22 protein-coding genes and 1 pseudogene are annotated in these 26,260 nt (G+C 55.1%); 20 read left to right on the plus strand and 3 right to left on the minus strand.

Annotated elements, in window-relative coordinates:
* Nucleotides 1-6: 6 nt before the first annotated feature.
* Genes urtB through urtE form a run of 4 tightly spaced genes read left to right on the plus strand, consistent with a single transcriptional unit; the run spans nucleotide 7 to nucleotide 4,628 of the window.
* Complete coding sequence (gene urtB, locus ACR0LL_RS01525) at nucleotides 7-1,959, plus strand: urea ABC transporter permease subunit UrtB (protein WP_480583274.1); 1,953 nt, start codon at nucleotides 7-9, stop codon at nucleotides 1,957-1,959.
* A gap of 3 nt (nucleotides 1,960-1,962) precedes the next feature.
* Nucleotides 1,963-3,192 carry an urea ABC transporter permease subunit UrtC gene (urtC, locus tag ACR0LL_RS01530; RefSeq protein ID WP_480583277.1) on the plus strand — a complete coding sequence of 410 codons (1,230 nt, stop codon included), beginning with the start codon at nucleotides 1,963-1,965 and terminating at the stop codon, nucleotides 3,190-3,192.
* Nucleotides 3,189-3,929, plus strand: a complete 741-nt coding sequence (gene urtD, locus ACR0LL_RS01535; protein ID WP_480583280.1) for an urea ABC transporter ATP-binding protein UrtD — start codon at nucleotides 3,189-3,191, stop codon at nucleotides 3,927-3,929. Before urtC ends, urtD begins: the two co-directional genes overlap by 4 nt.
* A gap of 3 nt (nucleotides 3,930-3,932) precedes the next feature.
* Nucleotides 3,933-4,628, plus strand: a complete 696-nt coding sequence (gene urtE / locus ACR0LL_RS01540; RefSeq protein WP_480583282.1) for an urea ABC transporter ATP-binding subunit UrtE — start codon at nucleotides 3,933-3,935, stop codon at nucleotides 4,626-4,628.
* A gap of 129 nt (nucleotides 4,629-4,757) precedes the next feature.
* Here urtE and ACR0LL_RS01545 read toward each other — a convergent pair.
* Nucleotides 4,758-5,693 (minus strand): annotated as a pseudogene (locus tag ACR0LL_RS01545) (IS5 family transposase).
* A gap of 219 nt (nucleotides 5,694-5,912) precedes the next feature.
* On the opposite strand from ACR0LL_RS01545, the gene ACR0LL_RS01550 reads away from it, so the two are divergent.
* The 10 genes from ACR0LL_RS01550 (at nucleotide 5,913) to ACR0LL_RS01595 (ending at nucleotide 16,401) form a co-directional block, all read left to right on the plus strand.
* Nucleotides 5,913-7,232 carry an ABC transporter substrate-binding protein gene (locus ACR0LL_RS01550; RefSeq protein ID WP_480476260.1) on the plus strand — a complete coding sequence of 440 codons (1,320 nt, stop codon included), beginning with the start codon at nucleotides 5,913-5,915 and terminating at the stop codon, nucleotides 7,230-7,232.
* A 79-nt stretch (nucleotides 7,233-7,311) separates the two neighbouring features.
* Nucleotides 7,312-8,259, plus strand: a complete 948-nt coding sequence (locus ACR0LL_RS01555) for a carbohydrate ABC transporter permease (RefSeq protein WP_480583285.1) — start codon at nucleotides 7,312-7,314, stop codon at nucleotides 8,257-8,259.
* On the plus strand, nucleotides 8,256-9,194 hold the full coding sequence (locus ACR0LL_RS01560; RefSeq protein ID WP_480583288.1) for a carbohydrate ABC transporter permease: 939 nt from the start codon (nucleotides 8,256-8,258) through the stop codon (nucleotides 9,192-9,194). The genes ACR0LL_RS01555 and ACR0LL_RS01560 overlap by 4 nt, the downstream gene beginning before the upstream one ends.
* Nucleotides 9,191-9,379: a hypothetical protein gene (locus ACR0LL_RS01565; protein ID WP_209504399.1), complete on the plus strand. Its 189-nt coding sequence runs from the start codon at nucleotides 9,191-9,193 to the stop codon at nucleotides 9,377-9,379. Before ACR0LL_RS01560 ends, ACR0LL_RS01565 begins: the two co-directional genes overlap by 4 nt.
* Nucleotides 9,380-9,381: 2 nt before the next feature.
* The gene (locus tag ACR0LL_RS01570; protein ID WP_480583290.1) at nucleotides 9,382-10,479 is read left to right on the plus strand and encodes an ABC transporter ATP-binding protein; all 1,098 of its coding nucleotides are present in this window, start codon (nucleotides 9,382-9,384) and stop codon (nucleotides 10,477-10,479) included.
* Nucleotides 10,472-11,464, plus strand: coding sequence for an ABC transporter ATP-binding protein (locus ACR0LL_RS01575; protein WP_480583292.1), 993 nt, complete (start codon nucleotides 10,472-10,474; stop codon nucleotides 11,462-11,464). Before ACR0LL_RS01570 ends, ACR0LL_RS01575 begins: the two co-directional genes overlap by 8 nt.
* 11 nt (nucleotides 11,465-11,475) lie before the next feature.
* Nucleotides 11,476-13,098 (plus strand): dihydroxyacetone kinase subunit DhaK, encoded by a 1,623-nt coding sequence (locus tag ACR0LL_RS01580; protein WP_480583295.1) that lies wholly within the window; start codon nucleotides 11,476-11,478, stop codon nucleotides 13,096-13,098.
* A gap of 7 nt (nucleotides 13,099-13,105) precedes the next feature.
* Nucleotides 13,106-14,164, plus strand: coding sequence for a LacI family DNA-binding transcriptional regulator (locus tag ACR0LL_RS01585; protein ID WP_480583297.1), 1,059 nt, complete (start codon nucleotides 13,106-13,108; stop codon nucleotides 14,162-14,164).
* Between the two features lie 27 nt (nucleotides 14,165-14,191).
* Nucleotides 14,192-15,247: a sugar phosphate isomerase/epimerase family protein gene (locus ACR0LL_RS01590; RefSeq protein WP_480583300.1), complete on the plus strand. Its 1,056-nt coding sequence runs from the start codon at nucleotides 14,192-14,194 to the stop codon at nucleotides 15,245-15,247.
* Nucleotides 15,247-16,401 carry a Gfo/Idh/MocA family protein gene (locus ACR0LL_RS01595; protein ID WP_480583302.1) on the plus strand — a complete coding sequence of 385 codons (1,155 nt, stop codon included), beginning with the start codon at nucleotides 15,247-15,249 and terminating at the stop codon, nucleotides 16,399-16,401. The genes ACR0LL_RS01590 and ACR0LL_RS01595 overlap by 1 nt, the downstream gene beginning before the upstream one ends.
* Nucleotides 16,402-16,565: 164 nt before the next feature.
* Here ACR0LL_RS01595 and ACR0LL_RS01600 read toward each other — a convergent pair whose 3' ends face one another.
* Nucleotides 16,566-17,444: a LysR family transcriptional regulator gene (locus ACR0LL_RS01600; RefSeq protein WP_480583304.1), complete on the minus strand. Its 879-nt coding sequence runs from the start codon at nucleotides 17,442-17,444 to the stop codon at nucleotides 16,566-16,568.
* A 163-nt stretch (nucleotides 17,445-17,607) separates the two neighbouring features.
* Between ACR0LL_RS01600 and ACR0LL_RS01605 the strand changes: the two genes are divergently transcribed.
* The 6 genes from ACR0LL_RS01605 (at nucleotide 17,608) to trpS (ending at nucleotide 23,819) form a co-directional block, all read left to right on the plus strand.
* Nucleotides 17,608-17,871, plus strand: coding sequence for a DUF4242 domain-containing protein (locus ACR0LL_RS01605; RefSeq protein ID WP_209504391.1), 264 nt, complete (start codon nucleotides 17,608-17,610; stop codon nucleotides 17,869-17,871).
* A 645-nt stretch (nucleotides 17,872-18,516) separates the two neighbouring features.
* A complete protein-coding gene (locus ACR0LL_RS01610) occupies nucleotides 18,517-19,935 on the plus strand; it encodes a circularly permuted type 2 ATP-grasp protein (RefSeq protein ID WP_480583307.1) in 1,419 nt (472 codons plus the stop codon).
* 2 nt (nucleotides 19,936-19,937) lie between these two features.
* Complete coding sequence (locus ACR0LL_RS01615; RefSeq protein ID WP_480583310.1) at nucleotides 19,938-20,879, plus strand: alpha-E domain-containing protein; 942 nt, start codon at nucleotides 19,938-19,940, stop codon at nucleotides 20,877-20,879.
* A 3-nt stretch (nucleotides 20,880-20,882) separates the two neighbouring features.
* The gene (locus ACR0LL_RS01620; RefSeq protein WP_480583313.1) at nucleotides 20,883-21,680 is read left to right on the plus strand and encodes a transglutaminase family protein; all 798 of its coding nucleotides are present in this window, start codon (nucleotides 20,883-20,885) and stop codon (nucleotides 21,678-21,680) included.
* Between the two features lie 11 nt (nucleotides 21,681-21,691).
* Nucleotides 21,692-22,441, plus strand: a complete 750-nt coding sequence (locus ACR0LL_RS01625) for a proteasome-type protease (RefSeq protein WP_480583316.1) — start codon at nucleotides 21,692-21,694, stop codon at nucleotides 22,439-22,441.
* A gap of 376 nt (nucleotides 22,442-22,817) precedes the next feature.
* Nucleotides 22,818-23,819, plus strand: a complete 1,002-nt coding sequence (trpS, locus tag ACR0LL_RS01630) for a tryptophan--tRNA ligase (protein WP_480583319.1) — start codon at nucleotides 22,818-22,820, stop codon at nucleotides 23,817-23,819.
* Between the two features lie 189 nt (nucleotides 23,820-24,008).
* Here trpS and ACR0LL_RS01635 read toward each other — a convergent pair whose 3' ends face one another.
* The gene (locus ACR0LL_RS01635) at nucleotides 24,009-25,877 is read right to left on the minus strand and encodes a tetratricopeptide repeat protein (protein WP_480583322.1); all 1,869 of its coding nucleotides are present in this window, start codon (nucleotides 25,875-25,877) and stop codon (nucleotides 24,009-24,011) included.
* Nucleotides 25,878-26,260 lie beyond the last annotated feature (383 nt).

The raw sequence follows: 26,260 nt of genomic DNA on the forward strand, positions 1-26,260 counted from the left end.
CACCACATGTTACGACTTTTCCTTGCGGGCCTCGCAATTCTATGCGCCTACCTGACCGCCAACGCGCAAGAGGCCGGTCTGCAACCGATCCTGCAAGAGCATCAGGAGATCATCGCCAAAAGCTCACGCAAGACAATCGGGCCCGCGATTGATGCGATTGCCAGCAGCGGGTTGCCGCAAGCGCAGGTGATGCTTGAGACATGGGCCGCCAAGGACGTGTGGATGCGAAAGTCGGACGGCCTGTTCTTCGCCGGGAAAAAAGGCGAAGGGCGGTCTTACGAGCTGATCGATTTCGATACCGGCGAGGTTGTCGGCACGTTCGGGAAATCCGACCTGAAACAACTGAAACCCAACAGCGGTATCCGCTCGATGATTGGAACAGCTCTGGTGCAGTTCCAACTGACCGACCCGGATCCTACGAAACGTCTGGCCGCTTTGACATCTATCCAACGCGATCCCGAAGGCGCTCTGCTAGAACCGCTGCGCGCCTCGATTGGCGACGAGCCCGATGCCGATCTGAAAGCGCAGAAGCAACGTCTCGAGCGGTTGCTAACCATCGGGTATGACGAGGATACCGCAGCGCGTGTTGCTGCGATTGAAGACATGTCCGACGATCTGGGTGTGGACGTCCGCGCCGCTCTAAACCCTTTGGTCGTGACGAATCGACAAACGGGCACCGATCTGCCTTCTGATGCTAATATCGCCACTATTCTAGACCCCGGATCAGAAGCCCTGACAAGGGGTGAGGCATATGATCTATTGGTCGCCAATGATCTTGCTGAACCGCGCACGTCGCCCGGTGACATACGCACCGCACTGGCCGCCAATATCGACGGTGGACGCGTAGGAGACATTCCTGTTGTGCAGCTGAACTCTGACGCCGCGCGTGCTCAGGCTTACGCTGCTCTGGCCGAAGCCGGCTTGGCACCAGCTTTGATCACCGAAGCCGATATCGATACCGCGTTGGAAACGCATGTCTTCTTCGAGACCTATGCCGAACCCTCGCACGAAGTCACAGCCGCCGCCGAAAAGGCACTTGAACAGATCGAGCTGAAGGTCGGTCTGAACCAGACCCTGGACCTGACGCTGGACGCGATCTCATTGGCGTCGATCTATTTCCTGGCTGCCATCGGTCTGGCCATCACGTTCGGTGTAATGGGCGTGATCAACATGGCCCATGGTGAGTTCATCATGATGGGCGCCTATACCGGATACGTGGTGCAGCAGTTCATCCCCGACCATACGCTCTCGATCATCGTCGCCATCCCGATGGCCTTTGCCGTCACCTTCGCCATGGGCGTCGCGATGGAGCGGCTGGTTATCCGCTGGCTCTATTCCCGTCCGCTTGAGACCCTGCTAGCGACGTTTGGTATCTCGATCGCGTTACAACAGCTGGCCAAGAACATCTTCGGCACGCAGGCCCGCCCGCTGACCGCGCCCGGCTGGCTGGATGGGGCGTGGGTGCTGAACGATGTGGTTTCGATCAGTTATATCCGCATCGCGATCTTTGTGCTGGCGACGATCTTTTTGGGACTGTTCCTCTACATCATGAAGCGCACGCGGCTTGGGCTTGAGATGCGCGCGGTGACACAGAACCCACGCATGGCCGGGTCGATGGGTATCAATCCGGGGCGGGTGAATATGCTGACTTTCGGCTTGGGCTCGGGCATCGCCGGGATTGCCGGGGTTGCGATTGGTCTGTTCGCCAAGGTCACGTCCGATCTGGGCAGCGACTATATCGTGCAAAGTTTCATGACTGTGGTTGTTGGCGGCGTCGGAAACATCTGGGGGGCGCTGGCAGGTGCGGGCATGATCGGCTTCCTGCAAAAGGGGATCGAGTGGATGAACCCCTCGAACACCCTCGCCGCGCAAACATACATGATCATCTTCATCATCATTTTCATCCAGTTCCGGCCAAGGGGCATCATTGCCCTCAAAGGTCGTGCGGCGGGGGATTGAGCCATGGAACGCAGCTTTGTCGCCAAAAACCCATCGGTATTGGTCTTTCTGGCCATCCTCTCCCTGTTCACTTTGGGCGTCACCGTCCTGTCCGAAGGGTTCGGGATTGGCGTGATCTCGACCAGCTTTGTCAAAACGCTGGGCAAGACCCTGTGCCTTTGCCTGATCGCGGTGGCCATGGATTTAGTCTGGGGATTTACGGGCATCCTGTCCCTCGGCCATTTCGCGTTCTTCGGGCTGGGCGGCTACATGATCGGCATGTGGCTGATGTATGAACGTACCCGCCTGATCGTGGTGGAGTCGCTCTCCCAAGCCGACATTCCGCCGACATCGGCCGAGGTCGTGGACGCTATCGGCACGCAAATCTTCGGCGTGGTCGGATCGTCCGAATTCCCCCTGATCTGGGCCTTTTCGGACAGTTTGTTCCTGCAATTGGCGCTGGTCGTACTGGCGCCGGGCCTGTTGGCGCTGATCTTTGGCTGGCTCGCCTTCCGCAGCCGGGTCACGGGTGTCTACCTGTCGATCCTTACCCAAGCCATGACACTGGCACTCGCGCTGTACCTGTTCCAGAACGACAGCGGCTTGCGCGGCAACAACGGCTTGTCGGGTCTGCAGAACCTGCCGGGCGTCACCGCCTCACAGGACGTGGTGTCGATCTGGTTCCTCTGGGCCTCGGCTTCGGCATTGGGGCTAGGATATATGCTGGCGGCATGGATCGTGGCGGGCAAGTTCGGCTCGGTCATCCGCGGCATCCGCGATAACGAGGCGCGAGTGCGGTTCCTTGGCTACTCGGTCGAGATTTATAAGCTGGCTGTCTTCACATTGACTGCCTGCATCGCCGCCATCGCGGGCGCGCTGTATTATCCGCAGGCGGGGATCATCAACCCCGAGGAGATGGCCCCCGTTGCCTCGATATATCTTGCCGTCTGGGTCGCCATCGGCGGGCGTGGTCGCCTGTATGGAGCGGTCATCGGCGCGGCGTTTGTCAGCCTGCTCAGCACATGGTTCACAGGTGGACAAGCGCCGGACATCCCACTTGGGTTCTACACGATCAAATGGGTCGACTGGTGGCAGGTGCTGCTGGGCGTCTCATTCGTGCTGGTAACCCTGTTCGCTCCAAAGGGTATCGGAGGGCTATTCGACCTCTGGACCAACCACCGCGCGCCGCAACGCTACGGTGCCCCGCTTGGACCCGATGAAAGCGCATTGCGCGAAATGGAGGCCTTGGAATGAGCACTCTGCTGGAGGTCAGCGGCGTTTCAGTCACCTTCGACGGGTTCCGCGCCATCAACAACCTGTCCTTCCAGATTGGCAACGCCGAGCTTCGCGCGGTTATCGGGCCGAACGGGGCAGGTAAAACTACCTTCATGGATATTGTCACCGGCAAAACCCGGCCTGACGAGGGCCGGGTAACCTGGGGTGAGAAATCCGTTTCCCTGCTGCGAATGAGCGAGGCCAAGATCGCGCAAGCCGGCATCGGGCGTAAGTTCCAGAAACCCACCGTGTTCGAGGACCAGACCGTGCAGGAGAACCTGCTGATGGCGTTGAAGAATAAACGGGGCTGGCTGGGTGTGCTGTTCTATCGCCCTTCGACGGATCATCTGGAGAAGGTCGAGGAACTGGCCGCTGAGATTGGCCTGTATGGCGAACTGCTCCGCAAATCCGGCGAACTAAGCCACGGACAAAAGCAATGGTTGGAAATCGGTATGCTACTGGCGCAGGAACCACGTTTGTTGCTAGTGGACGAACCCGCCGCCGGGATGACCCCGCAAGAACGCGAACACACAACCGACCTGCTGGTTCAGGCCGCCAAGACCCGCGCCGTGGTGGTTGTGGAACATGACATGGAGTTCGTCCGCCGCCTGAATTGTCGGGTCACGGTGTTGCACGAAGGCTCGGTTCTGGCTGAAGGTTCGCTGGATCATGTCACATCAAATCAGGATGTCATCGACGTTTATCTGGGGCGCTAAACAATGCTGAAACTGACCGATCTAACCCTGCATTACGGGCACTCGCAAATCCTCAACTGTATCTCGTTGGAGGCCGCGCGAGGAGAGGTGACTTGCGTGATGGGCACCAATGGCGTGGGCAAGACCAGCCTGATCAAGGCGATCTCGGGCACACATCCGCGCTCGGGCGGCGATCTGATGCTGAATGACGAGGCCCTGCCACCTCTGCCAGCCCATCGCATGGCGTGGAAAGGCGTGGCCTATGTGCCGCAGGGGCGCGAGATTTTCCCTTTGCTGACCGTGCGCGAAAATCTGGAAACCGGTTTTGCCTGCCTGGCATCAAGCGAACATTTCGTTCCGGACGAGATCTTCGATATGTTCCCGGTGCTGAAGAAAATGCAGAACCGGCGCGGGGGTGATCTGTCGGGTGGCCAGCAGCAGCAACTTGCCATCGCCCGGGCGCTGATCACCAGGCCTCAACTTTTGCTGCTGGACGAACCGACCGAAGGCATTCAGCCCAACATCATCCAGCAGATCGGCGAAGTTATTCGCCACCTCCGAACCAAAGGAGAGATGGCGATCATTCTGGTCGAGCAGTATTTCGATTTTGCCTATAATCTTGCCGACAAGTTCATCGTCCTGCGGCGCGGCGCGGTCCTGACGCAAGGTAGGCGGGACGAGCTGTCGCGGGAACAGGTTCTGCAAAGCGTATCGGTTTGACATTCATAAAGGAACCAGCCCATTGAGCGGCGAGAAGCTTCAGGGTTTAAGGGGCGCAATTTAGCACTCCAGCTAGGCTTTGTTGCGCAAAGAGCCTAAAGCCCGGATTTCCCCTTTCCCCGGACGTACTTATCCTGTGGGCTCTGTGACCGGTATGCCGAGCGCGGTGTAGCTGTTCAGGACGGCTGCACGGATTTGGAGTTCGGCGACTTGACGCTCGAAGTCGCGCGCCATGAGGCTCTGCCCCAACAGCTTCACGCAGTGCATCTTCGTTTCGGCGCGACTGCGGCGGCGGTATCCGCTCCATTTTCGCCAGATGGTACGGCCAAGGTACTTCGAGGCGCACAGCGCCTCGTTACGGGCGATAGCGCCTGCTGTCGATGGCTTCCACAGTTTTGCGTTCTTGCGCGGCGGGATAACGGCGTGGGCACCCCGGTCTGCGATGGCATCGTGGCATTTGCGCGTGTCATACGCCCCGTCTACGGTGACCGAGGCGATCTCGACATCGACCGGGATCTGGCTGAGTAGTTCAGGCAGCATGGGCGCATCACCGATGTTGTTACCGGTGATTTCGATGACGCGGATCTCCAGCGTCTGTTCGTCAACGCCGATGTGGATCTTGCGCCAGAGACGGCGTTTCGCGCCGCCATGCTTGCGGGCATGCCACTCGCCTTGGCCCTCCGCCTTGAAGCCGGTGCTGTCGATCAGAAGGTTAAGGGAACCTTGCGAGCCGCAATAGGGGATGGAAACCGCGAGAGTCTTCTGGCGCCTGCTCAGCGTGCTGAAATCCGGCACCGACCAGTCGAGGCCGACCAGGCGCAGCAGGCTCTCCACGAAGCCCGTGGTCTGCCTGAGGGCCATGCCGAAGAGGACCTTCATCGTCGTCAGGCATGTCTGGATCGCAGCGTCGCTATACTGCGGCTGCCGGCCTTGCTTACCGGTCGGCGGCGGCACCCAAACCATGTCCGGATCAAATCAGATCGCCAGGGAGCCACGTTGCTTGAGGGCTTTATTGTAGGCTGGCCAGTTCTTGGTCTTGTAGCTCGGCGGGATAGGTCTGCTCATGCAGACCAGCTACCACGCTGGATTCACGAGATGAATCCCTCACCCAGCCTTTGCGCAACAAAGCCAATCAACAGCTAAAAGAATATTTGACGGCCTCTTCTGGCAATTTGAGGTACGAACCTCAAAAAAATCTGGACATGAGGTGCGTACCTCAAATAGCCTTGGAAGTATGCCGCGATTCGCACATCCTCGATTGACGGCGCAAAAAGGGAGGAATGGATGACTTACACAAAACTGGCCTCGGCCAGCGCAATAGTCCTTGCCACTACTACTCTTTCTACCAAGGCAAATGCTGAAGATCTGACGCTTTGTTGGGCTGCATGGGACCCGGCCAACGCACTTGTTGAGCTATCAAAAGAATTCGAAGCAGAATCCGGACACACGATGAACTTCGAATTTGTTCCCTGGCCAAATTTTGCGGACCGAATGCTGAACGAGTTGAACTCTGGGGGTAAGCTCTGCGACCTACTGATCGGTGACAGCCAATGGATCGGCGGTGGCGCAGAGAATGGTCACTATGTCCAGCTGAACGACTTCTTCGATGCTGAAGGCATCAGCATGGACGATTTCGCGCCGGCCACTGTTTACGCTTACTCGACCTGGCCCAAGGGTACGCCAAACTACTATGCGCTGCCTGCGATGGGCGATGCAAACGGCTGGTTCTATCGCAAGGACTGGTTCGAAAACCCCGAAATCCAAGCTGCATACAAGGAGGCGACTGGTCAGGACCTACGTGAACCTCAGTCTCAGAAAGAGTTGTTGCAGATCGCGCAGTTCTTCCAGGGCCGTGAGATCGACGGCAAGACAGTCTACGGGGCAGCTATCTTTACCGAGCGCGGCTCGGAAGGGATCACCATGGGTGTGACCGGAGCACTGTATCCTTGGGGCTTTAAATACGAAAACACCCCGGGCTCATATGACATGGAAGGCGCCGTAAACTCACCCGAAGCGGTAGAGGCGCTGGAATTCTATAAGGAATTCTACGAAACGGCGACGCCTCCGGGATATACCAACTCTTACATGGGTGAGAGCTTGGACGCCTTCAAGTCCGGTCAGGTCGCCATGGCCATGAACTGGTTTGCGTTCTTCCCAGGTCTCTATGCTGACCCCAATACCGGCGGTGACAAGATCGACTTCTTTGTGAACCCACCGCAAAATCAGGCAGGTTCGACACTGGGCGGACAAGGTATCTCTGTTGTCAGCTACTCTGACAAACAGGACGCTGCACTTGAGTACATCAAGTGGTTTGCACAGCCTGAAGTGCAGGCCAAGTGGTGGGAGCTAGGCGGCTACTCGGCGCATAACTCTGTGCTGGAAGATCCTGGTTTCGTGGACAGCCAACCGTTTGCCGGTGACTTCCTGGAAGCAATGGCTGGGGTTCAGGATTTCTGGCAAGAGCCTGCCTATGCAGAACTCTTGCTGGCCATGCAGAAACGCATCCACGACTACGTCGTTGCTGATCAAGGTACAGCTCAAGAAGCGCTTAATCTTTTGATCGAAGATTGGACTGAAGTCTTCGAAGACGAAGGCAAGCTGTAGTCCGGACACAGGCAGGAGCGGGCGCAATCCCGCTCCACCTTCACCCGTGAGTCCTAAACCAACAAGAACTGGCAAAGAGATGTCTGACCGGACCGTAGATCGCGTTGCCCAGGCAACGCCCGAGCGAGTTGCGCGAAAAATCCGAGGTTTATCCGACCGCGCGATCGCCTGGATATTCATCTCCCCAACGATATTCCTATTGCTGGCGATCAACATCTTTCCGTTGATCTGGACCATCCAACTGAGCTTTACCAACTACAAGGCCAACAGGATCGGGCGTGAAGTCAAAGATGTCGGGCTTAGGAATTACGAGCGTATCCTGACAGACTCGGACACCTGGCTGAATATGCAGGCGACGGCGCATTTCCTGTTCTGGACGATCATTTTCCAGGTCTTGATCGGGTTTACTCTGGCCTGGCTGATCAACAAGAAATTTAAGGGCAACGATCTTTGGACCACGATCATCGTGCTGCCGATGATGCTGTCTCCTGCAGTCGTCGGGAACTTCTGGAAGTTCCTCTATCAACCTCAAATCGGGTTGTTTAACTACATCGTGTCATGGTTCACAGGCAAAGACCCATCGAGCTTTGAAATGCTGGGATCCGTCACGTTGGCCCCGTGGGCGATCGTGATTGTCGACACCTGGATGTGGACACCTTTCGTGATGCTTATCTGTCTGGCCGGGCTGCGCAGCATTCCCGATTACATTTACGAGGCGGCTGAGATCGACAGGGCCAGCAAGCTGCGGCAGTTCTTTACGATCACCATCCCGATGGTCCTGCCGTTCCTGATGCTTGCCGTGCTGTTTCGAGGGATCGAGAACTTCAAGATGTTCGACTTGGTGGTTCAGCTAACCGGCGGAGGGCCCGGTTCTGTAACGGAACTCACCTCAATCAATCTCAAGCGGGAGGCGTTTGAGAAGTGGCGTACGGGCTACGCCTCGGCCTATGCGATCATCCTTTTCGTCACCGTGTTCGGCCTTGCGTCGATCTACGTCAAAGCCCTGAACAAGGTGAAACAGAGATGAGCAGTTTTTCCGTCACCGAACCTTCGAACCGTTCCAAGTGGATCGCCGGTTTTCTGGTCGTCACATATGCGCTGATCACGATGATCCCGCTGGTTTGGATTTTACTGACAGGCTTCAAGTCCCCAGCCGATGCGATCAGCTACCCACCCAAAGTGGTCTTTGACCCAACGCTTGAAGGGTATGTAAATCTCTTCACCACGCGCACGCGGCAGACGCAGGAGTTTTTGGAAGCGAACCCGCCGCAGAACTGGGCCGATGAGATCGTCCGCCAATACGACATGGTGATTGTCGGGCCATCAAAGTTTGGCGAGCGCTTTATGAATTCGGTTATCATCGGATTTGGCTCGACGTTCTTGAGTATCTTCCTTGGTACGCTGGCCGCCTATGCGTTCAGCAGGTTCAAGGTCCCGCTCAAGGACGACCTTTTGTTCTTTATCCTGAGTACAAGGATGATGCCACCGGTCGCTGTCGCCATCCCAATCTTCCTGATGTTCAGAAACCTTGGATTAAGCGACACGCATCTGGGAATGATCCTGCTGTATACGGGCGTGAATATTTCCTTGGCGGTCTGGTTGCTAAAAGGCTTCATCGATGAAATCCCAAGAGAGTATGAAGAAGCCGCGCTCATAGATGGCTACACGAGGTTTCAGGCGTTTTACAAAGTGGTGCTGCCGCAAGCCGCGACCGGCATAGCCTCAACAGCTATCTTTTGCCTGATCTTCGCCTGGAATGAGTACGCGTTTGCCGTGCTGCTGACATCCGCGAACGCGCAGACTGCACCACCGTTCATCCCAACCATTATCGGTATTGGCGGCCTGGACTGGCCTGCAGTGGCGGCAGGTGCCACGATCTTCCTGATCCCTGTCATGATTTTCACCATCCTGATGCGCAAACACCTGCTGCGTGGGATCACATTCGGAGCCGTGCGCAAATGAGCGAGTTTCTTACCGGATTGATGCGTTTTCGCCGGGGCCCATGGGAGATGATCGCGACCATCCTGATCGCTCTGGGTGTCTTCATGCTTATGCAGCCCTTTGTCCTTTGGGCCTTCACATATTCTTTCATCGTCACGCTGATCGGAACCGTCATGTTCATTATCGTCAGCCATTTCCCGGAGTAGAAATGGCCCAGATCGTAGTTAAAAACGTAAAGAAGATGTTCGGCGATTTCACGGCTGTCCGCGAAAGCTCGTTCACGATTGAGGACGGTGAGTTTTTCATGTTGCTAGGGCCATCCGGCTGCGGAAAGACGACGACACTGCGGATGATCGCAGGCTTGGAACTTCCGACGTCAGGTGAAATCTACCTGGACGGCGAAGAGATCAGCCAGCGACCCCCATCGGAGCGAGACATTGCCTTCGTGTTCCAGATGTTTGCGCTGTATCCGCACATGAACGTGCGAAAAAATATCAGCTACCCCCTGATATCGCAGGGCATGCCGCGTGCTGCTGTCAAAGCCAAAGTAGAAGAAGTCGCGGGAATTCTGGGGATCAAGGACATCCTCGATAGCTCGGTAGGTGGCTTGTCAGGAGGCGACAGGCAGCGCGTGGCTCTGGGGCGCGCGATTGTGCGCGAACCCAAGGCGTTCATGATGGACGAACCCCTTGGTGCCTTGGATGCCGAGTTCCGGGAACACATGGCCGAAGAACTCCGCGCGCTTCATGATCGCATGGGCGCAACCACTGTTTACGTCACACACGATCAGTTGGAAGCAATGCAAATGGGCGACAAGATCGTAGTTATGAACAACGCTTTAATCGAGCAATTCGGCACACCTCAGGAAATCTACGATAAACCCGCTACAATGTTCGTTGCAGATTTTATCGGGTCTCCTTCGATGAACTTCCTGCCGTTTCAGGGAAAGGTCGCGTCTGGCTCGGAAATGGTTCGACTGAATGGCCATGACGAAGCCGTACCCAAACTGATGGAAGGGGCGGAAGGTGACTTGGTTTTCGGCGTTCGACCCGAGCATGTTTTTCTGTCGGATGCCAGCGCCTACCGAGCCAAGGTCCTGGCCGCAGAATATCTTGGAACCACCCAGATCGTGACGCTGCAAAGCCCGAACGGAGAGCTGAAAGCCCGCATTGATGCGCGCGAAACCGTTAACCCCGGCGAGACGGTTGGCTTGGAGTTCCGCTCATCCGCAGTGACCCTTTTCGAAAATTCTACCGGACGCGCGTTGAGGTCCGCTCTGAACGACGAGGTACTAAGCAATGGCTGAAGTCGTTCTGGAAAACATTTCGAAGTCATTCGGCGAAATCAAAGCGGTGGATGATATCTCAATGACGATCCCCAACGGTGCCTTTGTGGTGTTGTTGGGTCCGACGGGCGCGGGAAAAACAACAACGCTGAGATTGATATCCGGGCTTGAGAAACTGGATTCAGGCACTGTTCGCATTGCCGGGCGCGACGTCGGGATGGATACACCCGCCCAGCGCGATGTGGCGATGGTCTTCCAGCAATATTCGCTGTACCCGCATATGACAGTGCGTGAAAACCTGTCTTTCCCTCTGCGATCGCCGATCCTGAAAACGCCAGAGGATGAGATCGCCAGGAAGGTCAACGAAGTCTCGGAGATCCTGCAGATCCCGCACAAGCTGGACAACAAAGCCACCGAATTGTCCGGCGGCGAAATGCAGCGTGTGTCAATCGGACGGGCGCTGGTGCGCGATCCCCAGATCTTCCTGATGGACGAACCGCTCAGCTCTTTGGACGCCAAGCTTCGGGCGAATTTGCGGGTCGAACTGAAAAGAATTCAGGCCGATCTGGGATCAACCTTGCTTTACGTGACCCATGATCAGGTGGAAGCCATGACAATGGCCACGCATGTCGGCGTTTTGGAGAACGGCAGGCTGGTTCAATACGGCACTCCTCGCGATATCTATGAAAACCCCGGCAGTGTTTACGTTGCCAGCAGGTTGGGTCTGCCGCGAATCAACATCCTGCCGTCCGAGTTGTTCGGAGGCGATCACAAAGGCTCGCAGATTGGTCTTCGCCCGGAAAACATCATTGAAGGCGAAGGCAGCGAGGCGCGTGTGATACGTGCCGAGCATCTGGGCGATCAAACACGGCTGCATTTGGACCTGAATGGTCACCCGGTTGTGACTTTGATTGAAATTAATCAGGATTACCCACCTGGAAAGATTATAAAAATCCGCCCCCACAACCCGTTGTATTTTGACGCGTCCGGCGCGCGGGTGAATTAAGGAGCAAAAGCATGGCCCAGTTCCTCAACACAAAAGAAACCCTGGTAACCGAGGCGATAGACGGCCTTCTGGCTTCCTCTGGCGGGCAGCTTATCCGGCTGGACGGATACCCGCATATCAAGGTTGTCTACCGATCAGATTGGGAAAAGTCGAAAGTCGCCCTGGTTTCTGGCGGAGGGTCCGGCCACGAACCCGCCCACGCAGGTTTCGTTGGCGCCGGTATGCTGACCGCAGCGGTCTGCGGGGAAGTGTTCGCCTCGCCCTCGGTCGAGGCAGTTCTGGCGGGCATTCTTGCGGTCACGGGTGAGGCCGGGTGCCTGCTTATCGTCAAAAATTACACCGGTGATCGATTGAATTTTGGACTGGCGGCTGAACGCGCCCGTGCATTGGGCCGCAAAGTAGAGATGGTCGTAGTTGATGATGACATCGCCTTGCCCGACCTTCCGCAACCACGTGGCGTGGCAGGTACGTTATTCGTGCACAAAATCGCCGGAGCGCTTGCTGAAAGCGGTGCTGACCTGGACACTGTTACCAAAGCAGCAAGAAGCACCATAGCGAAGGTCGTTAGCATCGGTATGAGTCTGGACACCTGTACTGTTCCGGGATCTCCAAAAGAGGACAGGATTGCCCCCGGCAAAGCGGAGCTCGGCTTGGGTATTCATGGCGAGCCCGGTGTACAACAAGTCGAATTCTCAAATGCAGTATCGGCCATGTCCACAGTGGTGGAGAAACTAAAGCAAAGGGTGAGTTCAGGGGATTGTGTGGCGTTGGTCAACAACCTCGGCTCTACAACTCCGCTAGAAATGGCTGTCCTCACGCATGCGTTGTCTGAAACTGGTATAGCCCACCATATCATTGGCCCGGCTCCCATGATGACATCGCTGGATATGCACGGGTTTTCAGTTTCCATTCTGCCTGTGGATCAGGACGAATTGTCAGCTCTTGAAGCACCCGTTGATCTGGCCGCATGGCCCGGCGTCAATTCCATCGATCCGATCAAAGTAGCTCCGTTGCCTGATGGCCTGACTCCAATCGATCCAATCCCTTCGAACAATCCCACCACAAGGGAAACGATCACCCGGTTGTCTGAACTGCTCATCAACGCAGAGAAGAACCTGAACGAGCTGGACGCGAAATCCGGAGATGGCGATACAGGAAGCACATTGGCCACTGCCGCAAGAGCATTGCAAGGTAGCCTTGACCACATGCCGCTTGCTGATCTGACACAATTGTTCCCGGCATTGGGCAATGAATTGAGCCAGACTATGGGTGGTTCTTCCGGTGTGATACTCGCAATCTTCTTCAACGCAGCCGGAGATGCTTGTGCGAGCGGCGCGTCTGTCCCGAAATCCTTGATCGAAGGTCTGAATAGGGTCAGCCAGGTTGGCGGGGCCAAGGTCGGCGACAGAACGATGATTGACGCTCTGGCACCCGCACTTGCCGCTCTCCCGTTTGGCCTAACCGATGCGGCCAAGGCTGCTCGCGAAGGCGCGGACAACACGGCAAAAATTCGTCGTGCGAAGGCGGGTCGTGCAGCTTATGTTCCCGAAGAAAATCTAGTTGGACATAACGATCCCGGGGCTGAGGCCGTTGCCTTGTTATTTGAAGGTTTAGCGCGGGAGATTGAGGGCTGAAGAACACGTGGAAGACCAAAAACAAAAACTAGAATTGGTGAAAAAGCCAACCGTCAACGACCTCGCGCGCGTCGCCGGTGTCAGTCTGGCGACTGTTGACCGGGTCTTGAATAGACGTCCCGGCGTGCGGGCCGTAACCGTACAGAAGGTGCAAAAGGCGATTGATGAGCTGGGCTATGTGCGCGATACGGCCGCGGCCAACCTAGCGCGAAACCGCGTTTACAACTTCCTCTTTGTGCTGCCGGACACGGACAACGAGTTTGTGGAGGCAATCAGCAGTCAGATCGCAGAACAATCCCGTGACCAATTTATCGAGCGGACTCGTATTGCGATAAAGAAAGTGGCTCCGTTTGAGCCGCAAGATATCGTCAACATTCTGGATGCCGTCGACAGTTTGGATGTTGACGGAGTCGCCGTTTTCGGACCCGAAACGCCTTCTGTCCGCGATGCTGTCAAAAGGCTCAGGGACAAAGGCGTTCCGGTGGTTGCGTTGGTGTCTGACTTGCCGAGTTCTGAGCGAGACCACTTTGTGGGAATCGATAACGTTTCGGCAGGACGAACCGCCGCTCAGCTGATGGGAAGATTTGTTCATCGCGACGGCAAGGTCTTGGTTCTTACAGGATCCCGTTTGGCACGTGACCACTTGGAGCGTCGCCAGGGCTTTGATCTTGTTGTGGCTGAGGAATTTCCGCACCTCGAAGTCGTGGCGTCTGTCGAGGGCCGGGATGACCCGGATCTGATTTACAAGATGATGCCCGAAATCTTTGAAACCTATCCGGATCTGGTCGGAATATACTCGTCAGCAGCGGGCAATGCAGGACTGGTTCAATTTCTTTCAGAAAACAAGCTCAGCAAAGATCTGGTAATCATAGCTCATGAGCTTACTCCGCTTAGTCGTGAGGCGCTTAGGCTCGGTACATTTGACGCACTTATCTCGCAAGACACTGGGCACATTGTTCGTTCAGCCGTCCGTCTGCTGCGTGCAACTTCAGACAGAGTGCCATTCAACAAAGCCCAGGAACGTATCCGTATCGACATCTATCTGAAGGAAAATTTACCGCCATAGAGGCTCAGGTTTTGGGGAGGAAATTTAATGAAGACAATCAAAGGTCCAGCTTTGTTTCTTGCACAATTTGCCGGGGACGAAGCGCCGTTCAATTCGTGGGACGCGATCACTAAATGGGCGGCTGACTGTGGATACAAAGGCGTTCAGGTTCCCAGTTGGGATGGCCGGTTGTTCGACCTCGAACAGGCCGCATCCAGCGCTGGTTATTGCGATGACTTCAAAGGCAAGGCCAAGGAAAATGGTGTCGAAGTCACGGAACTTTCAACACACCTTCAGGGCCAGCTTGTGGCCGTTCACCCAGCCTATGACAGTGCGTTTGATGGCTTTGCGGCCGAAAGCGTCCGGGAGAACCCAAAAGCCCGACAAGAATGGGCCGTGGACCAGGTCAAAAAAGCGCTATCCGCTTCGAAAAATTTGGGCATTTCGGCACATGCGACATTCTCAGGCGCACTGGCATGGCCATATGTCTATCCTTGGCCGCAGCGCCCTGCCGGCTTGATTGAAACGGCATTTGATGAGCTTGCGCGCCGCTGGGTGCCCATCCTGAATCACGCCGATGAATGCGGTGTCGATGTCTGCTACGAAATCCACCCCGGAGAGGACCTCCACGATGGTGTGACCTACGAGATGTTTCTCGAGCGGACAGGCAATCACCCACGGGCCTGCATGCTATACGACCCGTCGCATTACGTGCTGCAATGCCTCGACTATCTGGACAATATCGACATCTACAAAGATCGGATCCGGATGTTCCATGTCAAAGATGCCGAGTTCAATCCAACCGGCCGGCAGGGTGTTTATTCCGGGTATCAAAGCTGGGTAGAACGGGCCGGGCGGTTCCGCTCACTGGGCGATGGTCAGGTGGATTTCGGTGCAGTTTTCTCAAAAATGGCCGCGAATGACTTTGATGGCTGGGCTGTGGTCGAATGGGAGTGCTGTCTCAAACACCCCGAAGATGGCGCACGCGAGGGCGCTCAGTTTGTGTCAGATCACATCATCCGTGTGACCGAGAAAGCCTTTGATGATTTCGCTGATGGTGGCGCAGACGAAGCCGCCAATCGTAAAATGCTGGGGATTGAGTGATGGTCACAGGGCGCAGAGAAGAAACCTCGGGTCGTATTCGCCTTGGCATGGTTGGTGGCGGAAACGACGCCTTCATAGGCGGCGTTCATCGCATAGCCGCGCGACTGGACGACAAGTTCGAGCTGGTTGCCGGTGCTTTGTCTTCAACGCCAGAGAAATCTCTTGAAAGTGGTCAGGCATTGGGGCTCGAACGGGTCTATGAAGACTTCAAACAAATGGCGATCAGGGAAGCCCGACTGAAATCTGGGATCGAGGCAGTCTCAATTGTCACGCCAAATCACGTCCATTATGCAGCCGCACGTGAATTCCTGAAACGCGGTATTCATGTAATTTGTGACAAGCCACTCACCTCGACCCTTGCCGATGCGAAAAAGCTGGTCAAAGCAACAGAAAGCGCGAATGCCCTATTCATTTTGACCCACAATTACACAGGCTATCCAATGGTTCGGCAGGCGCGTGAAATGGTTGCCAACGGCGACATTGGCAAGATCCGCGTGGTTCAGGTTGAATACCCACAGGATTGGCTGACAGAGCAGCAGGATTTCAAACAGGCGGAATGGCGAACCGATCCCGAACGCTCGGGCGCTGGTGGATCAACCGGTGACATCGGAACTCATGCATACAACCTTGCCTGCTTCGTGACCGGGCTAAAAGCGGAAAGCCTTGCGGCAGACTTGCAGGCCTTTGTGCTGGGGCGCAAAGTCGATGACAACGCCCACGTCTTGCTTCGCTTCAAAGGCGGAGCGCGCGGTATGCTGTGGTCTTCTCAGGTGGCTCCCGGCAATGAAAACGCTCTTCGTTTGCGCGTCTATGGCGAAAAAGGTGGGTTGGAGTGGGCTCAGGAAGATCCCAATTACCTGTGGTTCACGCCATACAACGAACCAAAGCGTCTAATCACCCGAAATGGAGCTAGTGCTGCTGATGCAGCCAAGCGGTTGAGTAGAGTTCCTCCGGGACATCCCGAGGGATATCTTGAGGGGTTCGCGAATATCTATGGAGAGGCTGCTGAAGCGATCCAAGCTTTCCGAAATGGTATTTCACCTGACGCTTCGGTTGTTTATCCAACAGTCTATGACGGGCTCAATGGCGTTAAATTTGTGGCCGCGTGCGTACAAAGCTCTTCAAGGAATGCGGCTTGGATCGACTTAGCTTAGAATCTGGTTGTGGGCATAGGGCAGACGGGGGTTGTCACGTTAACTTGCCGTTTGATGAAAGTGTCGCAAACTCTTGGAACGACCAAAGGAAAATACGAGCGAAAAACTCTAACTACAAACGGCAGGAAAATCGGGTTTCAGAGCAGGCCCAAAACCGAAGTTTCTTATCCCGGCCATGCAAAAGTCTGCGAAGACCTCATCAGCGCATCGAGAGCCGGCGAGTATTTTCGGCCAGGGACTGTAAAGGCCGCGATAGTTCTTGAAACTTCTGGCTCCACAAGCGGGCGCTGCAACAAGCCCGGCAGAGTAACCGAATACTCAGGCATGAAAGCAAAACCAATGCCTGCAGCAACCATTGCTTGTACCCAATCTTCGCGCTCAGAACGGAAGCGAGCGTAAAGTTCCACACCTTTTGACTGACAAACGGACATTACCATCTCGCGCAACTCGCAAGCCAAACGATCTACATAGTTTTCTCGAGATAAATCTTGGAGCGAAATTGAGTTTAGTTGTCCAAGGCGGTGCTCCGGCGGAAAAACAACCACATATCTTTCGACGTAAAGTGGTCTAGCCCTAAACTCTTCTTCCAGTTCTTCAGTCAGCGTCATCAAAGCGACATCGATATCACCATCAGAAAGTTTTTTCTTGAGATCCGACGCGCTTGCTTCATTGACTGACAACTCCAAGCCGCTGTGGTTTTTCTCGAATTGAGCCAGAAACCGTGCAAGGCGAACGTGCCCAATTGTTGAAAGGACACCTAAGCGCAACGGCACCTTTTCGAGCAAACGAAAATTCTGAGCCAGCGCTTGTGTAGCTTCTGCTTCGTCAACGATGTGCTGTAGATGCGGCAGCATTGACTTTCCAAAGTCGCTGACCAAAATTTTCCGGCCCTCCCGATGAAAAACCTGTGCGCCAAGTTCGGTCTCTAGTGACTTGACGCCCTTGGTAAGCGCTGGTTGGCTTACATTGCATTCTGCGGCAGCTTTGGTGAAATTCAGATGCTTTGCGGCAGATAAGACATATCTAATCTGAGACATCTCCATATTGGGGCACCTCGTCACTGATGGCGAAAGACAATCACAACGCAGGATACACCGTTTTATCCAAACCTGGAGTTATTAAGTCATAAGGTATCGATAGTTCCCCGAGCCGAAGCTCCATAGTGTAATAGATGCACTGGTTTTGATTGTTCGGAAAGGGAACGAGATGTCTGTTTTTATGGTCGAAAGAAACCTCAAGGGTATCACCATGGATGACTTGGGTGCTGCTCAAAAAGCCGCGATAGCAACAGCACAGAAAATGACAGCAGATGGCGATAAAATCAGCTATGTTCGTTCAACATTTGCTCCCGAAGACGGGCGCTGCATGTGCTTGTTTGATGGTGAAAGTGCCGATCAAGTTCGTCGATTGAATGATACCGCCGGACTTCCTTACGACAAGGTCGTGGCGGCAATGGATCTTACCCCGTGACGACTTCTGAGCTTTGGAGTTGAGATTGGGCCCTGAGTATATGCTCTAGGGCCCTCAGCAATGGTTGAACAGTTTGCAGAGAAATGCAGGTTCGTCCGCAGACCGTGAGTTCGATCATCTCCAGATTTTGCACGCGCGGTGAATGGCCTGTCTGGCGAGCCGCGGCGCAGCATCCAGACCAGACGGCCAAGGGCAGCAAAGGGCCGTCCTTGCGTCTCATAGCGACCCCTATCAAGAACGTGCTGCACCGCATCCGAGTTCAGTCTCGAGCCTTATCCACCATTTAATTGACCAGTAATCTTGTAGACGATTGTCAGTGTTCCATGGAAAACACTATGATGATCGCAATGACTTGGTGGCCGGCCTCCTGACAGGGTGGCCGGATAACTGAGCCTCCTCAACAGAACCGGCTGGACAGCGTGCGTTGATAAAAAAACCCAAAGCGGAAGTTTCGATGCCGCAAAAAGTTCAGCACTGATTAGTGCAGCTCAATGAATGTGACATCAACTGAAAACACCAACGGCTCAGTGTTGTCAGATCATTGCGTTATTCAAATAGCCTGAAAATTAGACACTTCTTCCCAAGGCAGCATCCAATCAAGCCTGAATGACTTGAAAATTCTGATTTATGCGTGAAACTCAAAGCATGAGTGAGTATTTTGATGAAATGTTCAACGGCGATGGATCGCTCAGAGGTCCATATGAAGAGATCGGCCGCTGGTTCAATGCTGAAGACGCATCAAGACTGCGGGCGAAACAGCGCGAAGCCGAAGAAGTTTTCAGGCTGACAGGGATCACTTTTAACGTTTACGGCAAAGCCGAGGCCGAGGAACGGTTGATACCGTTTGATATTGTGCCACGAGTGATTTCAGCGCGGGAATGGCAGCGGCTGGAACGCGGCATCGAACAGCGGGTCCGCGCAATCAATGCTTTTCTCCACGACATCTACCATCGTCAGGAAATTGTCCGTGCCGGGCGTGTGCCGGCTGAGATGATTGCCGGAAACGAAGCGTTCCTGCCGCAGATGCTTGGTGTCTCACCACCCGGTCAGGTTTATACGCACATTGTTGGTGTCGATTTGGTGCGTACCGGTCCGGATGAGTTTTTTGTGCTGGAAGACAATGCCCGCACGCCGTCAGGGGTGAGCTACATGCTCGAGAACCGGGAAACGATGCTGAAAATGTTTCCCGAACTCTTTGGCGCCACAAACGTTCGGAACGTTTCCGATTACCCGCGCAGTCTCAGGCGGTCTTTGGCGGCCTGCGCTCCAACCTGCGCAGAGGGTGAACCCACTGTCGCTGTCCTGACACCCGGCATATACAACTCGGCCTATTACGAGCACGCGTTTCTCGCGGATCAGATGGCTGTCGAGTTGGTCGAAGGGCATGATCTGCGAGTTGTAGACGGGCGCGTCTGTATGCGCACTACGAAAGGCTATAAGCCCATCGACGTTCTCTATCGAAGGGTGGATGACGACTTCTTAGATCCGCTGAATTTCAACCCGGACAGCGCGTTGGGCGTGCCGGGCATTCTGGACGTCTATCGCGCTGGCGGCATCACGATTGCAAACGCGCCCGGAACAGGCATTGCCGATGACAAGGCGATCTATTCATACATGCCTGAAATCGTTGAATTCTACACCGGCGAGAAGCCTCTGCTTCAAAATGTTCCCACGTGGCGTTGCAGCGATCCCGAGTCTCTATCCTATGTTCTCGACAATCTGTCCGAGCTTGTTGTGAAAGAAGTACACGGATCTGGCGGCTACGGAATGTTGATCGGACCGACCGCCAGCAAGAAAGAGATTTCGGCGTTCCGCGACAAGCTCAAATCGCGGCCCGGGAACTACATTGCTCAGCCGACTCTGTCGCTTTCGACGGTTCCGATCTTTGCGCGCTCGGGACTTGCGCCCAGACATGTTGACCTAAGGCCGTTCGTTTTGGTGTCACCCGAAGGGATCAAGATCACGGCTGGCGGTTTGACCCGCGTGGCGCTTAAAAAGGGATCTCTAGTCGTGAACTCAAGTCAGGGTGGGGGGACCAAAGACACCTGGGTTCTGGAGGACTGACCATGCTTGGAAAAACTGCTGGCGGGTTGTTCTGGATGTCCCGGTATCTTGAGCGAGCGGAAAACACGGCAAGGCTGCTTGAAACAGGTCAGCGGATGGCGTTGACCCGTACTAAGAATTCTGCCGAGGAATGGGGTTCAGTTCTGAAAACGGCCGGGGTTCTGGATGGGTACCACGCCAAGTACGATGAGATTTCAAAAGACAATGCGGTCGATTGGGTGTTGCGTGACGCTGAAAACCCATCCTCGATCAAGTCGGTCATCAAGCACGCCCGAGACAACGCGCGCCTTGTTCGGACGGCGCTGACCCATGATGTTTGGAGCGCGGTGAACTCCACCTGGATGCAGATCGATAAGGTGATGAAACGACGCGTGAATGAGCGGGACTTACCTGCAACGTTGGAACTCATTCGACAACAGGCTGCTCTGGTCCGTGGTGCCACTTTGGGGACCATGCTGCGCAACGACATTTTCGATTTCACCCGCATTGGGACGTTTGTCGAAAGGGCCGACAATACCGGGCGCATTCTAGACGTGAAATATTATGTTCTTCTGCCCACAGCCTTCTCGGTCGGCTCGTCACTGGACAACATCCAATGGGAAAGCATCCTGCGCTCTGTCGGCGCTGGCGGCGGGTATCGAATGACCCATGGGGAGAAAACGCGTCCGTCTGACATCGCGCAGTTTTTGATCCTGGATCAGCGGATGCCCCGCAGTTTGCACTTCTGCTGCAGAAAGATTCAGGAAAACCTGTCCTACTTAAAAAAAGACTACGGCTTTGCCGGGCCTTCGTGCGAGGCATCAAATGCTCTCTACGAGAAATATCTGGATCAGAAAATTTCCGATATCTTTGAATTCGGCCTGCATGAGTACATTCAGGATTTTCTGACCGATCTCGGCAACTTAAGCCGTCAGATCGAGATTGATTACCGGTTCTACGAGTAGATAATGAAACTGCACATTCGACACGAGACACGATACGATTTCGACGCACCAGTTTCCTTCGGGTTGCAACAACTGAGGAAGACACCAAAGTCATTTCGCAATCAAAGAATTGAAAGTTGGAACACCAAAATCACCGGCGGGCGCAAAGAGCTGACATTTGAAGACTACCATCGCAACACCGTGGAATTGATCAGTTTCGACGCGAACACCCAAAGTATCTCGTTGATCTCCGAAGGTGTTGTTGAGGTGGAAGACACCCACGGCGTCTTGGGGCGTCACGAAGGGTCGACGCCTTTGTGGCTGTTCAAAAGGGGCACCGCGCAGACAACGCCGGGGAAAGGGGTTGCTGAACTGATAGGCGCGTTGCCCAAAGGCGAACCACTGGAACAGATGCATTCTCTATCCGAAAGAATTCGTACTCAGGTCGCGTACGAGATCGGAAGCTCGCACCCGGGCTGGAGCGCAGAAGATGCACTCAAAGCTGGGTGCGGAGTGTGTCAGGACCATACTCATATCTTCATTACCTGTGCACGACAGATTGGAGTGCCAGCACGCTATGTATCGGGTTACTTGATGATGAACGAAACGGAACTTCAGGATGCGACCCATGCCTGGGCCGAAGTGCATTTGGACGGGCTTGGCTGGGTAGGGTTTGACATCTCAAATGGGATTTCATCTGACGATCGATACGTACGCGTCGCAACCGGGCTGGACTATGCCCAAGCCGCACCGGTAATAGGGAATAGAATTGGGACAGCGGGCGAGCGATTGACAGTGCAATTGCAAGTCGCACAGCAGTAACGGAGAATTTGATGACCTATGCTGTGGGCATGCGGCTGAATCGCGGGCTGGTGTTCATGTCCGATACGCGCACGAATGCTGGAGTGGACAATGTTTCGACCTTCAACAAGATGTTCAACTGGACAGTCGAAGGGGACCGGTCAATCACAATCCTAACGGCCGGAAACCTGGCCACTACTCAGGCCACGATAAGCCTTCTGGAAGAACGAACAAAAGCGCTGGCAGATCGCTCGCCATCGATCTTAGAGGCACCGACGATGTTTCAAGTTGCGCAACTGGTCGCGGCTACGCTGAACGACGTCATCGAGGAGCATGCCCGGTCTGGTCAGCAAGCTGACAGCGCCTTTCACGCGACGCTCATTCTGGGTGGTCAGATCAAAGGCGGCCCGTCTCGCCTGTTTCTGATCTACCCCGAAGGCAACTTTATCGAGGCTGGCGATGATACCCCGTTCTTTCAGATCGGTGAGACAAAATATGGTCGCCCAATTCTGGTGCGGGCCTATGATCCGGAAATGAGTTTTTCGGAAACCGTAAAACTCCTGCTGGTCAGCTTCGACTCCACGATTAAGGCCAATCTGTCTGTCGGGGCTCCACTTGACCTACTTTTCTACGAAGAAGACAGCTTTGAAGGCGGTACGCGGTCAAGATTCGAACCCGACGATCAGTACTTTCGCATTGTTTCAAATAGATGGGGTGACGCGTTGAAATCGGCCTTGGCCAAACTTCCAGAATACAAATTGGGGCGAAAATCAAACGATTGAGCGTCCGCTTCCGTTCGCAGACTGTGATTTCGCAGCGGCAACGAAAGCCCGGTTCGGCGAAGCTGCAATGCAGCGTGGTCACTTCGATGACTGTCTCTTGTGGTTCGTCCTTCCATCGCATAGCGACCCCGATCACGAAAGTGCTGCACCGCATCCGACTTCAGTCTCGAGCCTTTTCCACCATTTGATTGACCAGTAATCTTGAAGCCGATAGTCAGTGTTCCATGGAAAACACTATGATGATCGCAACGACTTGGTGGCTGGCCTCCTGATAGGGTGGCCGGATGACCAAATGTATTCCGAGGCCGCCGCATGGGCGGCCTGTTGTTTTCCGAGCTTCCCGATGCGCTGCCTCCCGTTTCATGAGAAGACACAAATGAACAGACCGACCATTCTGACAGGTGACCGCACTACGGGGCCGCTTCACATCGGGCACTATGCAGGCTCGCTTGCAAACCGGCTGCGCTATCAGGACAGCCATGAACAATTTCTGCTGCTGGCGGATACTCAGGCCCTAACTGACAACGCCCATGACCCGCAGAAGGTGCGGCGCAGCGTGATGGAGGTCGCGCTGGATTATTTGGCCGTAGGCATTGATCCTTGTCGCACCACCATCTGCCTGCAATCGCATCTTCCGGCGTTGGCGGAGCTGTCGATGCTCTACCTGAACTTCGTCACGGTCGCGCGGCTCGAACGGAACCCGACGATCAAGGACGAAATTCGCGTGCGCGGGTTCGGACGTGATATTCCCGCCGGATTCCTGTGTTATCCGGCGGCGCAGGCGGCGGACATAACAGCTTTCAAGGCGACGGTCGTGCCGGTCGGCGAGGATCAGGGCCCGCTGATTGAGCAAACGAACGAGATCGTGCGGCGCATCAACGCAACCGCAGGTCACGCCGTCTTGCCCAAGGCACGGGCGATCATTCCACGGGCGGGCCGGTTGCCCGGTATAGACGGCAAAGCCAAAATGTCGAAATCTGGCGGCAACGCCATTGCACTTTCCGCGGCACCTGAGGAGATCCGAAATGCAGTCAGGGCGATGTTCACCGATCCGAACCACCTTCGCGCCGAAGACCCCGGCTGCATCGAGGGCAATGTCGTCTTTACGTATCTCGACGCCTTCGACCCGGACCAGGACGGGCTTGCCGAGCTCAAGGCCCAGTATCAGAGAGGCGGACTTGGCGACAGCAAGATCAAGGCGCGTCTGGAAGCTATCCTTCAGGAGCTCATCGCCCCAATTCGCGAGCGTAGGGCACAGCTCTCCGAGGACCGGGGACACGTCCTTGAGGTAATCAAAGAGGGCACGGAACGGGCGCGAGAGCGCACCGAGGCGACAAGGCGGGATGTTGTGAGTGCCTTGGGTCTGTTCCAGTTGTAGGTGACCAGAGGCGGGCGAGCCGGATGAAGGACCGTTTCGCCCGCGACTATGCGTTCGACGGGCCTTCGTTTTTGCGTTTGCAGCGAATGGCCGGAGTGCGGGCTGCAGTGCAGTGACATTGACCAAGGTCGAACGGCAGGAATGCGACGCCCCAGAACGAAACTGATGCGGAAATTCGATCCGTTGCAGTTATTCCGGCACACCGGATTTCCTTAGTCCAGAGACATAAATCTCCATTGCCTCATGTACAAATGGGAGGTGATCGACGACGGAGTTACTGATGGAAAAATTCGGATCGATTTCAAGCAGTTTCGCGACCACCCGATCTGCATTTTCCTGTTCGCCGAGTTCAGCATAGGATGGAGCGAGATACATATAGCAGGACCGGCGTCGAGGTGAGCGTGTACGGCATAGTTCTAGCTCTGCAGCAGCTTGCTCATACCTGCCAGAAAAATACAAAGCCCTGCCGTAGTACATATTCTCCAAGGAAGGATAAAAGGGATTGAGACGCATGGCTGTTTTCATGATTTCGACGGCTTCTGCAGGGTGGTTCGAGAACGTCATAGCATCGGCCAAGCTCGCGTAGTGCTGAGACTCGTTCGGGTTGAGTTCAATCGCCTTGCGGATTTCCTCAATGGCTTCGCGATGCCGGTTCCTTCGCAAAAGCACCCGTCCAAGCAGTTCGTGTCCGGCAGATAACAGTGGATCGAGTTCTATTGATTTCCGCGCAGCCGCCTCGGCCAGGTCCAGCGAGTCCGCACCTCCCCATTGGCGGATATAGTCGTTGTTGAGAGTATTTCCGAGCATTGCATACGCGCGCGCGTAATTTGGATCGATGGCGATGGCTTGTTCAGCAAGCGCTCTGGCCTGCAACTGGGCCTTGCGTCCGCCCTCGTCGTAGAACTTGCGCGCCCGCAGCACATACTCGTAGGCTGTCAGATCATCGGGTCGCTTCAGAGCCGCCCCGGCCAGAACCGCCTTGCTGATATTTGCAAGCAGCGTCCCCGCGATTTCCCGGCTCAACTCGTCCTGAACATCGAACACACTTGCTGCTGGGCGGTCATAGCGCTTTGCCCAGATGTGGGCGCCGTTTCCCGCGTCGATCAACTGGGCTGTGATCCGGATATTGTCTCCAATGCGCCGTACAGAGCCTTCAAGAACATATCGGACACCCAGCTCCTCGGCGACTTTCGTGACGCTCACGGCCTGCCCTTTGTAGGTGAAGGTAGAGTTGCGGGAGATCACAAACAGTTCCCGAGATTGAGCGATATTCGTTATCAGATCCTCAGTGAAACCGTCCGCAAAATATTCCTGATCCCGATCTTCGGAAAGGTTCGCAAATGGCAGCACTGCAATCGACGGTTTATCCGGCAAGCTGTAGGCTGCTTTGTCCAAATCGGCCGGTTCTATGTCTCTACCAAGCGACCACCACCACGTACCGCCCCCGACAGTTATGGCCAACAGGAGAGCGACCACGATTGCATATCCAGAAATATGGAAGCGCCCCGAAAGCGTTTCGCCGATGACTTTTCCTGCCAGTTCGGGGTCGGTCAAAATTCGGTAAGCCCGCACGGGGTTCTGGATATTCTTGACTTTGATATGACCCAGAGATTCATAACCGACAGCCACATTCGACTTGAGCTGGTCATAAGCCGTACCCGAAATGAGAATACCGCCGGGTTTCGCCATTTGCTCCAGTCGCGCGGCTATGTTTACACCATCCCCGAAAATGTCTTCGTTTTCGGTTATAATATCGCCAAGATTGATACCAATGCGGTAGCGGATACGCTTGACATCTTCACTTGCTGCCTCTCGCTCTTCTATTTCCTTTTGAAGGGCAACAGCGCATTGCACGGCGTCTATGACGCTGGGAAACTCGGCAAGAACTCCATCCCCCATTTCCTTGACAATGCGTCCTCGAAACTCGCGGAACTTCGGATCGAAGAGTTCAAGGCGATGGGCTTTCTGTCGTTGAAGTGTCCCAATCTCGTCAGCTTCGATCAGTCGACTGTAGCCGACCATATCGGCAGCAAGTATCGCACTCAGACGCCGTTCCAAAGCCGCTCTCCCAATGATCGTCAAGCATAACAGAACTCTTTGCCCAAGCAACGATAGTCCTTTTGTTGCAACACCAATCACTTAAAGCGTACCGAAGGCGCGCCAACTGTCGGTTTTTGTCCGCAGACTGTGAGTTTGGTCATCTCCAAATTTTGCATGCGCGGCGAACGACCGCTAGGCGGGCTGCGATCGCAGAAATTTGGCTCTAGGCTCAGAGTCCGCTCTGGGCCGCCCTCGTCGTTGGCCTGGCTTGATCGCAAGGAGATGCCGCGCCGCATCCTAGGTCGGGTGTGAGCCCAAACCGACACTTTAGGTTCAGTGATTTAGAGGTCATTGCGATGCACCTTTCCATCCTTCATGACAAAACGGATGACCGACGGGAA

The organism is Ruegeria sp. AI2, assembly GCF_056541275.1.